We start from the raw sequence: 12,660 nt of genomic DNA, 5'->3' as shown, positions 1-12,660 counted from the left end.
CGTCGCATTCCTTGCGCTCGGCCCTTCTGGTGACCAGCGCAAGCCCGTTATTAGCGTGAACAGGCCCTGGCCAGCGCGGACCGCAGGCTAGTTCAGCGACGATTCGCTCAACGCGACGGAACGTACGCCCTGCGCCGCCGCGCAGTCGAACGACAGCCGCGTGAGATTCGTCTCACGCACTTCGCCCAGCAGCCGGTTCCAGTCGTCGATCGACACGAGCAGCGCGATCGGCCGGTTGTACTTCGTGACCATCACGAGTGCTTCGCCCGCATGCCGCAACGCCTTCGACGGATTGCTGCTGAAGTCGCGCGTCGCCATCGCGATCGTGCGCAGGCTGAACACGTTCGCGGCCGGATCGCCGCCGTCGTCGTGCAGCAGGTGTTCGAGCGTCGCCGCGCGCAGCAGTGCCTGCGACTTCGCGGACAGCCGGTTGTCGCGACGCTTGCGCCGCTCGCTGCGCGGATCGACGTGCACGGCAAGCATTCGCACGATCTGGCCGAGCGTCGTCGCCGGTAGCTGATCGTAGCGCCGCCACCAGCCCGGCGGCAGCGCGATCATCATCCCCGCATAGGTTGCCGCGACACTGTCGGCGATATGCACCGGCACGCGTTCCGCGTCGCGTTCGTCAAGGCCGAGCGCACCGACGACGACACGCGTCATCACGCTGAACGCGTTGTACGCGAATGCCGCGATGCCGCTCGCGAGCAACGACGCACGCGCGGGCACGCCGCCGAACAGCGTGGCGCCGAGCACGGGGGCGAGCGGCAACGGCAGCGCGTCGCGCCAGCGACGGCGCGACAACTGCATGACCTGGCACGCGTCGAACTGTTCGACCGGCAGGTTCGTCAGCACCGCGATCGTCGTACCCGGACTGCCGTCGAGCGTGTGATCGCGCCATTCGATCCGCCTGAGCGTACCGGCCACGTTGCCGTCGCCCGCGATGCCGACGGCCTGCTCGCGGAGGTACCCGGTATCGAGCCGACCGGCATCGCGCCAGCCGCCGAGCGGCCGGCATGCCGCCGGGTTGCCATAGTCGCGAAGCACGAACGCGCCGCCGCGGCGCGGCCAGCCCGACACGATCGCATCGGTATCGAAACGGCCATCAACGATCCACAGCTCGCCGGGCCTCACCGTTTCCAGCAGCGCGCCGACGAACGCCCGTTCATGCGAGCGGCCGCGTTCGACCGGCAGCAGATCGACGATCATCGCGAGATCCGGATCGTAGACCGGCAGCACGCGTGCGCCGGTCAGGCCGATCGCCGCATCGCGTGCCGGGTCGTCGCAGGCACGGCCGCACCCACAGCCGGCACCGGTTGCGCAACCGTCGCCCGCGCCGTCCAGCACGCGCAGCCGCATCCCGCCGAGCGCGCGCGCACGTTCGTCGGCCCGCGCCGTCGCGACGGGCAACAGCAGGTCGACGCTGTCCCTGACGAGCGCGCGCCCCCAGCCTGCCCGCCACCGGCTCATGCCGTCGTGAAGCGCGGCCACGGCGGCGCCGGACGCGGACAGCGCGCTTCCGGCCACCGCCTGCGGCGTCTGCGTCCGCGCGGCAAGCGCCGCGATCGCGTCGACCGCCAGCGCGAACAGCGTCTCGCGGATCGACTCGTCGTCGGGTTCTTCGTCGGCTTCGGCCGCGCTGTCGATCCAGTCGTCATGCAGCGCGCATTGCAGCACGAGCCGCGTCATGATCGTCATCGGGCTCTGTTCGACGAAGCGTTCCACGATCGTGCGCATCATCTGTTCACTCCATACTGTTCGTCCGGCTGCACTCGCGTGACCGCGGCGCGGCGCAATCGCACTTGACGAAGCGTTTTCGACGCCGCAGCATCGTGGGCGACCCGATCCGCGCGACGCCGCGCCGTCGCGGCGGTCCGCCCGCAATCGATGCACGAGGCACCGGCATGTACGTAGATCCACGCGTGGCGCACGGCCGCGCCCGGTTCGACCTGAGCGGCTCTCCGCGGCTCGTCGCCGACGAGCGCCGCTGGGAAATCAGCGACATCGTCACGCGCGGCATCGACGATTTCACGGGCGTGCGCAACCGCCGCAACCTGATGCGTCTGCTCGAACGCCAGATCGCGCCGAAGCTCGCGCGCCTCGGGCTCGAACCGTACGTCGGCGCGCTCGGTCATGCCGAAGGGTTGTTCGTCAACTTCTCGACGATGAGCGCCGAGCACGGCCTGCGCGAATTTCAGCTGCAATTGACAGTGCCCGACCTCGTGCTGTGCAGCTTCGCGTCGAACGCGATCCGGCCGCACGCGGTCGCGCGCTGCATGCAGCGCAACGGCGTGATGTCGCTCGCGGAAATCGAACATGAAACGCGCATCGCGTTCGTCGCGGCGCGCGTGATGCGCTCTCTGGCACTCGCGGAAGGCTGGCAGCAGATCGGCGTGCCGACGACGCACGGGTTGTTCGTCGGCACGCTGACCGACGCGCACGACGTCGCGATGAACACCTATTTCCGGCCCGGCGACAACGATCGTCCGTCGCGCTGGAGCGGCTTCTCGGCACTCTTCTCGACGATGCCGGACTGGCGCGCGGAACAGGTCCGGCACGGCGGCGATCTGCTGCAATGGATGGTCAACCATATCGTGGCCTTGCAAGAATCCGCACCGTTCGTCGAACGCTTTCCGTTTCTGCGCGAGCCGCTGCGCGACGCCGGCGATCCGCTCGACGCCGCGTGGAGCGGCGCACGCGCCGGCCTGCAGCACGGGGCGCCATCCTGAATCCTGAATCCCGACGCGTGAATCCGGGTATCCGGGGCTCGGCCGGCAACACCTCGCCGCACGCCGCCCCGCCGCGTCAGCGGTGATCCGGGGGCCAAGCCGCCCCCCGGTCCCGCTCTACGGCCCCTCTTCACGGCCCCCTCGTTCTCTCATATACAAGGTCGAAGCGAGCGCGCCTAACCCGCAGACTTTCTTGCGACACCGCCTTGCCGTATCAATGCGTGCGCGTCGACCCGCCCGGCTCACCCGGCTCCTGGCGGCCGACCGTCTCCAGCACGGCCCACATCCAGATCAGCTCGCGGACCGTGCGCGCATGCTCGTCGCTCAGCGCGCGCCAGCGTGCGAAAGCGTCGAGTTCCTGTTCCGTCGTGTCGCCGGCGCGCAGCCACAGCAGCCAGCGCACCGCGCCCTCGCGGATCGCGTCGGCGCGCGTGTTCGCGTCGCCGGAATCCGCATCCCGTTGCGATTCGTTCATGATCACGCCACCGCCCGAAGCTCCATCGACACACATCCCCCGCACCGCACATCGCTGCGCGGCCGGGGCGCTTGCCACCCACGCCTCGGGTCCGACGACGCTCCACCGGGCCGCCATGACAGACAGCCCGGCGTTTGCCGGCCCTCATTGATCAAGTCGTATCGGACGGCCGTAACCCGCAGTGCGCGGACAGCCGGAAAGGAAGCGAATGAATCGCCGACAGAAGGAAGACGGGGAAGTTAAGCGCGGGAAGCCGGTCAGCTCAGCAGCACGATATTGCCGGGCAGGCGCGTGATGTGCGCGCCATACAGGCGGCCGACCATGTCGATCACGTCGTCGAGCCGCGTGATCGGGAACTGCGCCTGCATCCGGTTCGTGCCGAGCGACGCGCTGCGCAGGATCACCTTGCCGCGCCGATAGCGGTTGATCTCGTCGACGACGTCCGCGAGCGGCACGCCGTTGAATACCAACATGCCGCGCCGCCATGCGCTGACCGCGCCCGGATCGATCCGCGCCACCGGCTGCACGCCGCGATCGTCGTAGACGACCTGATCGTCGGCCTTCAGCGTGCGCGCGCCGCGCGGATGCTCGAGCGCGACCGTGCCAGACAGGCAGGTCACGCACACCTGCGAACCCGTGCGCCGCACGTTGAAGCGCGCGACGCTCGCCAGCATGCGGCCGCCGCCCGCGACCACGGTAACGGGCTGGATCGGCGTCGCGCGGTCGGCCGGCGGTGCGGCCGCGTCGATCTCCGCTTCGCCCGCGACGACTTCGACGCCGTGCGCGGCATCGCTCGCGGCCAACACGTCGAGACGCGTCTGCGTATTCAGTTCCACCGTCACGCGCGACGACAGCGCGACGCTGCGCTGCTCGCCGGTGCCCGTGTGGTAATCGGCCGCGAGATCGCCGAGCGACGGCCACAACTGCATCGGCGGGCGCAGCGCGAGCCACGACCCGCCGGCCGCGACCGCGAAACCGATGAACGCGCGCCGCCCGGTGCGCATCGTGCGCTCGCGCTTTGCAACGTTTGCCCAGGCAGCGGCCGCGCGCTCCTCGTGCGCGAGTTCGGTCGCAGCCGTGCGCAGCGAGCTCCAGGTGTCGCGCAGCAGATCGGCGGCTTGCGGACGATCGGCGCACCAGCGCTCGAACGCATCGGCTTCGGCCTGGCTCGCGTCCCCCGAGCGCAGACGCAACAGCCACGCACTCGCTTCGTCGAGTTCGTCGTGGGCAGGTTCGGCCTGGGCTTTCGTCATCGTCCGGATGCTCAAAATTTACGCGGGCCGCCTCGCGCACCCGTGTACGAATCACCGTCTTCTTCCTGCATGCGCTGCAGGCAGTACTTCATTGCCGCGCTCAGCTCGCTTTCGACCAGCCGCAGCGAAATGCCGAAATGCTCGGCGATCTCGCGGTTCAGCAGGCCGTCGACGCGGGCGGCCAGCAGGATCGCGCGGCGCCGCGGCGGCAGGCCGCGCAGCACATCCTTCAGCGTCTCGACCTTGCGGCGCGCCGCGACGATGCGCTCGGGGTCGGCCAGTTCGTCGGGCATCTCGAGCAGCGTCTCGACATCGTCGTCGTGCAGATGCCGCCGTTCGCGGCGGTGCTGGTCGATCGCGACATTGTTCGCCATCCCGAGTATATAAGCGTCCGCATTCGTCACCTGCGTGGAGACGTTCGCGTTCTCGAGGCGCAGCCACGTTTCATGCAGCGCGTCGGCGGCGCCGTCCTTCGACCCCGTCACGCGCTCGAGGCGCCTGACGAGGTACGCGTAGCGCGTCGCCAGCAGCTTCCTGAGCCCGGTGCGGTTGCTGTCGGACATGGCGGCCTAGCCCCGAACGGCCGGCTGCGGTGCCGGACAACGGAAATGCACGCCGTTGCCGGCCGGTCGCAGCAGGATCGTGACCGGCTGCGGCAGGTCCGCCGGCGGCGCATCGTCCAGCTTCAACGCACGCAGCGCGCGCATCACCGCCGCGTCGCGGGCGGCCGAGCCGCTCGATGCCACCATGTTGACCGCCACCACCGCCCCCCTGTTGTCGATGCGCACCTGCGCGACGAGTCGATAGCTGCCCGGTACCGCCGCAGGCTGCGCGCACAACACATCGATCAGATGCGCCTGCAGCAGGCCCGCGAACGCGTGCCGGTCTCCGGAATCGCCGATCCCGTCGATCGGCAAGGCCGCATCCGCCGGCGTGTCGGCCGTGGCGGGCGCCATCTCGACAGCCGGCTGCGCGACGATGATCGCTTCGTCCGGACGCGAGAATTCCGCACGCAACCCCGTTCCGGCCAGCATCCGCTCGAGCGCGTCGCGCGGCGCGAATTCGCCCTGGACCGGCGCACTCGTGCGCCCGTCGAGCAGCGGCGCCGGCGCCAGTACGATCAGCTCGGTGATCCGCGCGAAGTCCTGCAAGGTCTTCGCGAGCGGCTGCGCGGGCAGATCGAAACGCACCACGCTGCCCGGCTGGCGGCCGATGGAACCGGTCTCCTGTGCCTGCACGCCGCGCATGCACAGCACGACGAACGCGAGCCACGCAACGAGCGCCAGGACACCGGTCGGCGCCCGTGAACGAGTCATGAATCCCTGGACGGAAGTGGAGTTGCACGTTGCCGGCGAAACGCGCACCCCCGTGAGCGGTTCCGTGGCAAACGAACGACAGATTGTGAGCGGGCACTATGACAGTCAGGTGAACCGTGCAGCGAAGCGACTCAATACTTCCTCGGCTTTCATGAAGCACGCATTCAACGGACCGTCTGCGGCTGCAGCAGCGCCGAAACGGACGTCACGCCGGGCTTGCCGTCCGCGCTCGCGTGAGCGCTCACGACACGAACGTGGTGCGTGTGGCGCATGCGGTCGAGCCAGTCCATCCATGCGGAAAACGACGCGCCCTTTGCGTCCACCTGGATGCCTTCGCCCAGCACCGCGACTTGCGCCTTCGCGATGCCGGCCTGCACGAGCGACGCGGCAAGCGCGTCCCGCAGCGCAGCACCGGCAGGCGGCCGGATCGCGGCGGCCGCACGCAGCCGCCGTGCCTCCGCGAGTTGGCCGCCGGCTTCGGCCACCTGCATCTGCAATGCGGGCAGGTGTGCCGCGATCCTGGTGCGGCCCGTGTATGCGGGCTCCCACATCACGTTGTAGACCAGTGCCGCGAACAACAACGCGCCGCCGCCCGCCAGCAGCACGCGCTCGCGCGGCGAACGGCCGTCGAGCCACTGCGTCAGCGCGGCGCGGGCCGCGTGGAGCCGAGCATCCATTTCGCATCCTCCTCGTTGGCCGTCACGCCCTGCGCCTGCAGGCGCTGGCGGAATCCGTCGCCATCGACGGCGGTGCCGGGACGGAATGCGACCGCCAGCGCGCCGTCGCGATAGTCGAGCGTCGCGATCGCATCGGACGGGATCGGGCCAAGCGCACGCGACAACGATGCCGACAGCACCAGGTAATCGTTTGCACGTAGCTCGCCGGCCGCGGTGCGCAGGCGTTCGAGCCCGGTCCGCATTTGCATCGGCGGATCGAGCATCACCGTCGTGTCGGGGAAAGCCGCTTTCACGCTGGCAGTCAGTTGCGCATTCAACGCATCCTGGCGATGACGCAGCTGGAACCACTGCACGTTGATCGTCGCGATCGCGACGACGGCCGACGCAAGCGCCAGACCGGCGGGCACGCGCCAGCGACGCGCTCCACCACTGTCGGTGCGCGTCTTGCGTGCGAATTCGAACTGACAGAGGTCGAACGGGCAAGCAAGCGCGCTGCGTGCGAGCCCTTCCCATGGCAACTTGCATGCGACGAGCGGTATCGCCAAATGCCCGGCCGCTCGTTCGAGCATGTCCGATGCTGTTGCAGCGCTGCTTTCGACATCGTCACGAGTGTCAACGACCAGCACGCGCACCCGAACGGATTCGTGTTTCGACAACTCGGCAATCGTGACGTCCAGCGCCGATGCGCGCGTTTCAAGGCCGAACCCCGACGTTCCGCGTTTGACAGCCAGTTCGAGCCGCGCCGGGTCGAAGGTCGTTTCGCTTGCGATAGCGTACGGCTCGGGCGGGCAGACGATCAGCACATCGGCTTCGCGGCGCAGGGGCGCCGCCGCTTCATTGGCGTCGCTATCCGGCTTTGCAAGTGCGGGCGCTGTGTCTTCCGCGATCGTTGGCAGCGTATCGCCCTGCCTTCCTCCATCCGCGGGTTCGCCGCCGCTCATCGCCATGCAATGAATCAACGGCACCGCACGCACGCGCCGGTGGCCGGCCGTGTCGAACCAGTCGATCATTTCGCCGAACCGCTTGCGATCGACAACCGCCACGGATCGCGCCGCATTGCCGCTCGCGGCCGGTCCGACGGCGACGTGACTCTGCTGCGCATCGCCGATCAGATATTCCTCGACCGCATGCGGCAGCACGCGCCGCAGCTTCGTGCCCGTCACCGGCGGCAGGGTCACGTCGACGAGCAACGTATCGCGCGCGGCAAGCACGAGCACCGTCGATGCGGCCTTCGGCCACGCATCGCGATGCACTCGTCCCGCACGGACGAACTGCCCGCGCCGGTCGAACAGCGCGTACGGCATCGCGACTGCTTGCCAGTTTTCCGCATCGAACGTGCCGATCGACGGCAGCAGCACGATCAGGCTCGACATCGCGCCTCCCGGGCGCTGTGCGCGCCGCTCATGGCCGACGGACGATGAAGTTGCCGATGCCCGTACCGACCACGGCCATCCGCACGTCGCCGGACCACAGCGTGATCGTCACCGGCACGTCGATGCTTTCGCTGCCGAGCACGATACGCGACGGCGTTTCACCGCCGCCCGTATAACGCACCGACACGCCCGTCACCTCGGTGCCCCAGCGGCGCGCGCGATACAGGTCGTCCGTCATCGGCGCCCACGTGCCGCTTTCCGTGCGCTGCACGAACCGGTAGCCGCCGCCCACCGGCTGCCACGCGATCGGCATCGAGCGCACCTGCGCTTCGTCGCCGGCCGATTCGAGCAGGTTCGCGAGCCGCTGCGCTTCCTCGGCCAGATCCGTGCGGCGATTGCGCGACGGCGCGAGCGTCACGACCGCGACCAGCAGCCCGACGATCACGAGCACGACGAGCATCTCCAGCAGCGTGAAGCCGGCAGCGCTCCGGGCCGCGAGCGGGCGACGTTTCCTGACGTGCGCGATCGTCATGCCGTTACTGCCACGAGCCGATGTCCGCATCGTTCCCCTCGCCGCCCGGCTTGCCGTCCGCGCCGTAGCTGAACACGTCGATCGCGCCGTGCGCGCCCGGGTTCAGGTATTGATACGCGTTGCCCCACGGATCCTTCGGCAACCGCTCCAGATAACCGCCGTCCTTCCAGTTGTTCGGCACCGGATCGGTGGTCGGCTTCTGGATCAGCGAAGCGAGCCCCTGCTCCTGCGACGGATAACGGCCGTTGTCGAGGCGATACAGGTTCAGCGACTGCATCATCGTGCCGATGTCCTGCTTCGCGGCGATGCGCCGTGCCTCGTCGGGGCGGCTCATGATCTTCGGCACGATCAGCGCCGCGAGAATCCCGAGGATCGCGACGACCACCATGATCTCGATCAGCGTGAAGCCGCGTTGCATGCGGCGGCGTGCATGTTCATGCGCCGGTCTTGCGTGCGATGTTCGCGCTTCGTCGTGCGTCGTCATCATGCATTCACCCTTGCGTCAAAGAATGGAAACCGTTCCCTGTTCATCGAACCGATCCGTCGCCATGAAACCGCTCGCCCTGCTCCGCACCGTTCCGTCCCGCGTCGACCTCCTGCCGCTCGTCGCGACCCTTGTCGCCGGCACCGCGCTCGTCGCCATATCGATATGGGCCGCGCGCCTGCTGAATGCGCCCGATGCGCCGGCACCCGCCCGTACCGCACCGCCCGCGCCGTTCGACGTCACGGCCAGCGCGCAGCTTTTCGGTGCCAAACCCGACGACGGCCGCGATGCAATCCAGTTGCTCGGCGTGCTCGCGTTCGACGCACGCCGCGCGGCCGCGATCGTCAGCGTCGGCGGCGAAGCCGCGCGCGTCGTGCGCATCGGCTCGGCGATCGGCGAAGCCGCGAAGCTCGCCGAGGTGCGCGCGCGCTCGATCGTCGTCGACCGCAACGGCCTGCAACGCGAGATCGCGCTGCCCGCCGTACAGAAGGCGAATGCGTTCGTGCGCTGAGCCGCGCGTCACTGCACCATGTTGTTCAACTCAATGATCGGCATCATCACCGCGAGGACGATCACGAGCACCACGCCGCCCATCGCCAGGATCAGCAGCGGTTCGAGCAGGCTCGTCAGGAACATCGTGCGGCGTTCGAGCTCGCGCGATTCGCCTTCGGACGCGCGATCGAGCATCGTCGTCACGTCGCCGGTCGCCTCGCCCGAGCGGATCAGGTGCACGAGCACCGGCGGGAACGTCTTCGTGTGGGCCAGCGCGCGCGACAATGCCGAGCCTTCACGGACGCGCACGATCGCATCGTCGACGTTCGCGCTCATTGCGCGGTTCGACAGCGTCTCGCCGGCCGCCTGCAACGCGCGCAGGATCGGCACGCCGGCCGCGGTCAGGATGCCCAGCGTGCTGGCGAAGCGCACCGTGTTGTAGCCGCGCACGAGCTTGCCCGCGAGCGGCGCGGTCAGCAGCCAGTGATCGAACCTGAGCCGCGGCCCTTCCCGCGACAGCACCTTGCGGATCGCGAAGACGATCGCGATCGTCGCCAGGAACGACGCCCACCACCAGTGCCGCACGAAGTCGGACAACGCCATCATCATCACCGTCAGGGTCGGCAACTGCTGCTTCGTGCTGGTGAACACGTTCGCCACCTGCGGCACCACGTAGCTCAGCAGGAACGTGACGATGCCGAACGCGATCAGCGTGACGATGCCCGGATACGTGAACGCCAGCAGGATCTTCTGCTTCAGCGCGTTGCTCTGCTCGATGTAGTCCGCGAGACGCGACAGCACGATGCCGAGCTTGCCCGTGTGCTCGCCGGCCGCCACGAGCGCGCGGTAGATCTCCGGAAAATCGCGCGGATGCTGGCCGAGCGCATTCGCGAACGAGTGGCCGCCGACGACTTCCGCGCGGATCGACGCCATCAGCTCGCGCAGGTATTCGCGCTCGGCCTGCTCGCTCAGCACCGACAGCGCTTCGTCGAGCGGCAGCCCCGCGACCAGCAGGCTCGCGAGCTGGCGCGTGAGGATCGCCTGCTCGCGCTGCGACAGTTTGCGGCCGAACGACAGACGTTGTTGGCGCGCGCCATGCAGGCGTTGCGCGGCCAATTCGACGACGAGCGGCGTGAGCCCCTGCGTGCGCAGATGGCTGCGCCCGGCGCGCGCGCTGTCGGCTTCGAGCACGCCTTTCAGCGTGCGGCCGGTGGGATCGATCGCTTCGTAGCGGAATGCCGACATGTCTGTGCCCTCGTGTCACGCATAGGACTTTTTCCGACGACGTCGCGCAACGCGCCGGACGGAGTCGCCGGGGAAGACTAAGGAGCGAACCGGCGCAAATTTGTGACGGATGTTGGGCTACCTTTTTTGTTCTTTTCCGGTCTTATTACTTTTGGTCGTTATTCTTATATCGGGGAAACGATTTCATCTTGATCGACACCATCAATTATTCAAGCATTAACCATCTCGCAATCATAAAGTGATGCCCGCTTATCAAAACCATCCGGTCAATTTCAGGAATATCTCCCCAGGACGCCCCATCCGTTTCTGGAAGAAATGTTCCGTAGCATTCGCCACGAAACTGACTTGATGTTGCGATAGCGCTGCCTCCTGCGCCAACAGCACCGAGGCACAAGGCTCCGCCACCGTGCGCGACCAAGTTCCCAACATCTGGGAATCGCCAATCCCGTGAATCGACCTCGATTTATTGCCCCGCCAATCCGGATAACACATTGACGATATCGATAAAAATGTTACGTACCATTCGTTATTAAAAATTCACACGCATCATACGGATTTCCCCCTACATTTACCCGGCGGTTCACAAGTATTCCAACCGCTGTTTCAGGGGTTCCCGTTTATCTTCGTCCAAGGAAATTTCTCATGAAATCCAGCAAGCGCAAGATCTGTCAGGTCCTGGCTCTCGTCGTTTCGGGCATGGGCGCATCGCTCGCGATGGCCGCAGGCCCGCTGATTCAAGGTGGCGGTTCGTCGCTCGTCGCGCCGACGATCGGCTCGGTCAGCAACGCCAGCAGCGAAATCGGCCTGTTCGGCACGTCCGAAGGCACGTTCACGTACTACTCGGTCGGCTCGGGTGCCGGCCAGAACGCATTCCTGAACAACCAGCCGACGTTCTTCGGCTCGGGTGTCTCGGGCACGGTTAACTTCGCCAACAGCGATGCCGCGCTGACGACCGCTCAGGTCACTGCGTACAACAACACGGGCCTCGGCACCACGAACGGTCCGCTGATCCAGATCCCGTACATCGTGACGGCGATCACGGTGCCGGTCGTCAACGGCCCGGCCGTGACGAGCTCGATCACGCCGCAAACGACGCCGGGTCAGGCGCACAGCATTGCGCTGAACGATGATGATCTGTGCGGCATCTTCTCGGGCAAACTGACGAACTGGAATCAGGTCGCCAATCCGGAAGGCGGCAACTACTCGCTGAACACGCCGATCAAGGTTGTCTATCGCGCGGACGGCAGCGGTACGACCGAACTGCTGACCCGCCACCTCGCTGCAGTCTGTACGACCGCCAACACGGCGTCGGGTGTCAAGTTCGTCGATTCGCTGACGTTCGCGAACTCGTCGGCGTTCCCGTCGGGTGTGCCGGCGAACTTCATCGCTGCGTCGGGTAGCGGCGGCGTTCGCGGTTCGCTCGCTTCGCTGTCGTCGGCTGGCACGGCCGCTGTCGCGTATCTGAGCCCGGACTATACGAACACGTTCCTCGCGTCGCAAAGCGCGGTCGTGACGTCGTCGGGCGCGCTGCAGCTTCCGATCGCCAGCCTGTACAACACGGTTGCCAAGGCGTATTACGCCCCGACGTACGCGAACGCGACGACGGCACTGGGTACGATCTCCGCACCGTCTGGTAACGACGCTGCCGATCCGACCAAGTGGGTTCCGGTTTCCGGTGCTGCTTATACGGCCCTGGCGAACCCCGCATCCGGCTATCCGGTCTCGGGCACGAGCCAGATCATCCTGAGCCAGTGCTACGCCAACGGCGCGGCAGCAACGGCTGTTCACGACTTCCTGAACAACCACTACACGAACGCAAGCTACGCCTCGGTCGTTCATGGCAATGGGTTCGATACCGTGCCGTCGGGCTTCCAGACCGCGATTTCGGCGAACTTCCTGAGCAACTCGAGCAACAACTTCCTCGACATCAACGATTCGAGCATCTGCGGTGCAGGCGGTTTCGCCGGCCGGTAAGCTGGATCGTTTCTGAATCAACGTCCTGATAAACCGCCTCGAGCAATCGAGGCGGTTTTTTTATTTCAAGCCACCGACTATGCGCGCCCCCTCCTGACAGAACCGATGTCCTC

Annotated in this window: 13 protein-coding genes; 3 read left to right on the top strand and 10 right to left on the bottom strand. The window is 67.1% G+C overall.

Annotation, left to right across the window (positions count from 1 at the left end):
* Positions 1-87: 87 nt before the first annotated feature.
* Positions 88-1,737 carry a type II toxin-antitoxin system Phd/YefM family antitoxin gene (locus VL15_RS17970; protein ID WP_048247335.1) on the bottom strand — a complete coding sequence of 550 codons (1,650 nt, stop codon included), beginning with the start codon at positions 1,735-1,737 and terminating at the stop codon, positions 88-90.
* A 164-nt stretch (positions 1,738-1,901) separates the two neighbouring features.
* On the opposite strand from VL15_RS17970, the gene VL15_RS17965 reads away from it, so the two are divergent.
* A complete protein-coding gene (locus VL15_RS17965; RefSeq protein WP_048247551.1) occupies positions 1,902-2,726 on the top strand; it encodes a hypothetical protein in 825 nt (274 codons plus the stop codon).
* A gap of 214 nt (positions 2,727-2,940) precedes the next feature.
* Here the strand turns inward: VL15_RS17965 and VL15_RS17960 are convergent, their stop codons facing one another.
* The 8 genes from VL15_RS17960 to gspG all read right to left on the bottom strand — a co-directional run bounded on the left by VL15_RS17960 (position 2,941) and on the right by gspG (position 8,836).
* Positions 2,941-3,201 (bottom strand): FecR/PupR family sigma factor regulator, encoded by a 261-nt coding sequence (locus VL15_RS17960; protein WP_226800344.1) that lies wholly within the window; start codon positions 3,199-3,201, stop codon positions 2,941-2,943.
* A 257-nt stretch (positions 3,202-3,458) separates the two neighbouring features.
* Positions 3,459-4,454 (bottom strand): FecR family protein, encoded by a 996-nt coding sequence (locus tag VL15_RS17955; RefSeq protein ID WP_048247331.1) that lies wholly within the window; start codon positions 4,452-4,454, stop codon positions 3,459-3,461.
* A gap of 11 nt (positions 4,455-4,465) precedes the next feature.
* The gene (locus tag VL15_RS17950) at positions 4,466-5,017 is read right to left on the bottom strand and encodes an RNA polymerase sigma factor (RefSeq protein WP_048247329.1); all 552 of its coding nucleotides are present in this window, start codon (positions 5,015-5,017) and stop codon (positions 4,466-4,468) included.
* 6 nt (positions 5,018-5,023) lie between these two features.
* Positions 5,024-5,770, bottom strand: a complete 747-nt coding sequence (locus tag VL15_RS17945) for a secretin and TonB N-terminal domain-containing protein (protein WP_048247327.1) — start codon at positions 5,768-5,770, stop codon at positions 5,024-5,026.
* Positions 5,771-5,934: 164 nt separating this feature from the next.
* Positions 5,935-6,447, bottom strand: a complete 513-nt coding sequence (gene gspM, locus VL15_RS17940) for a type II secretion system protein GspM (protein WP_048247324.1) — start codon at positions 6,445-6,447, stop codon at positions 5,935-5,937.
* Entirely contained in the window at positions 6,411-7,820 is a 1,410-nt protein-coding gene (gene gspL, locus VL15_RS17935) for a type II secretion system protein GspL (RefSeq protein ID WP_048247322.1), read from the bottom strand. Before gspL ends, gspM begins: the two co-directional genes overlap by 37 nt.
* A gap of 28 nt (positions 7,821-7,848) precedes the next feature.
* On the bottom strand, positions 7,849-8,352 hold the full coding sequence (locus tag VL15_RS17930; RefSeq protein ID WP_048247320.1) for a GspH/FimT family pseudopilin: 504 nt from the start codon (positions 8,350-8,352) through the stop codon (positions 7,849-7,851).
* Between the two features lie 4 nt (positions 8,353-8,356).
* Entirely contained in the window at positions 8,357-8,836 is a 480-nt protein-coding gene (gspG, locus tag VL15_RS17925) for a type II secretion system major pseudopilin GspG (RefSeq protein ID WP_048247549.1), read from the bottom strand.
* A 64-nt stretch (positions 8,837-8,900) separates the two neighbouring features.
* Between gspG and VL15_RS17920 the strand changes: the two genes are divergently transcribed.
* Positions 8,901-9,347: a type II secretion system protein N gene (locus VL15_RS17920; RefSeq protein ID WP_048247318.1), complete on the top strand. Its 447-nt coding sequence runs from the start codon at positions 8,901-8,903 to the stop codon at positions 9,345-9,347.
* 8 nt (positions 9,348-9,355) lie between these two features.
* Here the strand turns inward: VL15_RS17920 and gspF are convergent, their stop codons facing one another.
* Positions 9,356-10,573 (bottom strand): type II secretion system inner membrane protein GspF, encoded by a 1,218-nt coding sequence (gspF, locus tag VL15_RS17915; RefSeq protein ID WP_048247316.1) that lies wholly within the window; start codon positions 10,571-10,573, stop codon positions 9,356-9,358.
* 642 nt (positions 10,574-11,215) lie between these two features.
* Here gspF and VL15_RS17910 point away from each other — a divergent pair.
* Positions 11,216-12,547 (top strand): substrate-binding domain-containing protein, encoded by a 1,332-nt coding sequence (locus VL15_RS17910; RefSeq protein WP_048247314.1) that lies wholly within the window; start codon positions 11,216-11,218, stop codon positions 12,545-12,547.
* Positions 12,548-12,660 lie beyond the last annotated feature (113 nt).

Source organism: Burkholderia cepacia, from assembly GCF_001039005.1.
GTDB lineage: Bacteria > Pseudomonadota > Gammaproteobacteria > Burkholderiales > Burkholderiaceae > Burkholderia > Burkholderia theae.
This window is presented reverse-complemented; position numbering and strand designations above follow the sequence as displayed.

Excerpts from the sequence above, each read along its gene's own strand:
- VL15_RS17970 (WP_048247335.1), bottom strand. The coding sequence starts at position 1,737 with ATGATGCGCACGATCGTGGAACGCTTCGTCGAACAGAGCCCGATGACG.
- VL15_RS17965 (WP_048247551.1), top strand. The coding sequence starts at position 1,902 with ATGTACGTAGATCCACGCGTGGCGCACGGCCGCGCCCGGTTCGACCTG.
- VL15_RS17960 (WP_226800344.1), bottom strand. The coding sequence starts at position 3,201 with ATGAACGAATCGCAACGGGATGCGGATTCCGGCGACGCGAACACGCGC.
- VL15_RS17955 (WP_048247331.1), bottom strand. The coding sequence starts at position 4,454 with ATGACGAAAGCCCAGGCCGAACCTGCCCACGACGAACTCGACGAAGCG.
- VL15_RS17950 (WP_048247329.1), bottom strand. The coding sequence starts at position 5,017 with ATGTCCGACAGCAACCGCACCGGGCTCAGGAAGCTGCTGGCGACGCGC.
- VL15_RS17945 (WP_048247327.1), bottom strand. The coding sequence starts at position 5,770 with ATGACTCGTTCACGGGCGCCGACCGGTGTCCTGGCGCTCGTTGCGTGG.
- gspM (WP_048247324.1), bottom strand. The coding sequence starts at position 6,447 with ATGGATGCTCGGCTCCACGCGGCCCGCGCCGCGCTGACGCAGTGGCTC.
- gspL (WP_048247322.1), bottom strand. The coding sequence starts at position 7,820 with ATGTCGAGCCTGATCGTGCTGCTGCCGTCGATCGGCACGTTCGATGCG.
- VL15_RS17930 (WP_048247320.1), bottom strand. The coding sequence starts at position 8,352 with ATGACGATCGCGCACGTCAGGAAACGTCGCCCGCTCGCGGCCCGGAGC.
- gspG (WP_048247549.1), bottom strand. The coding sequence starts at position 8,836 with ATGACGACGCACGACGAAGCGCGAACATCGCACGCAAGACCGGCGCAT.
- VL15_RS17920 (WP_048247318.1), top strand. The coding sequence starts at position 8,901 with ATGAAACCGCTCGCCCTGCTCCGCACCGTTCCGTCCCGCGTCGACCTC.
- gspF (WP_048247316.1), bottom strand. The coding sequence starts at position 10,573 with ATGTCGGCATTCCGCTACGAAGCGATCGATCCCACCGGCCGCACGCTG.
- VL15_RS17910 (WP_048247314.1), top strand. The coding sequence starts at position 11,216 with ATGAAATCCAGCAAGCGCAAGATCTGTCAGGTCCTGGCTCTCGTCGTT.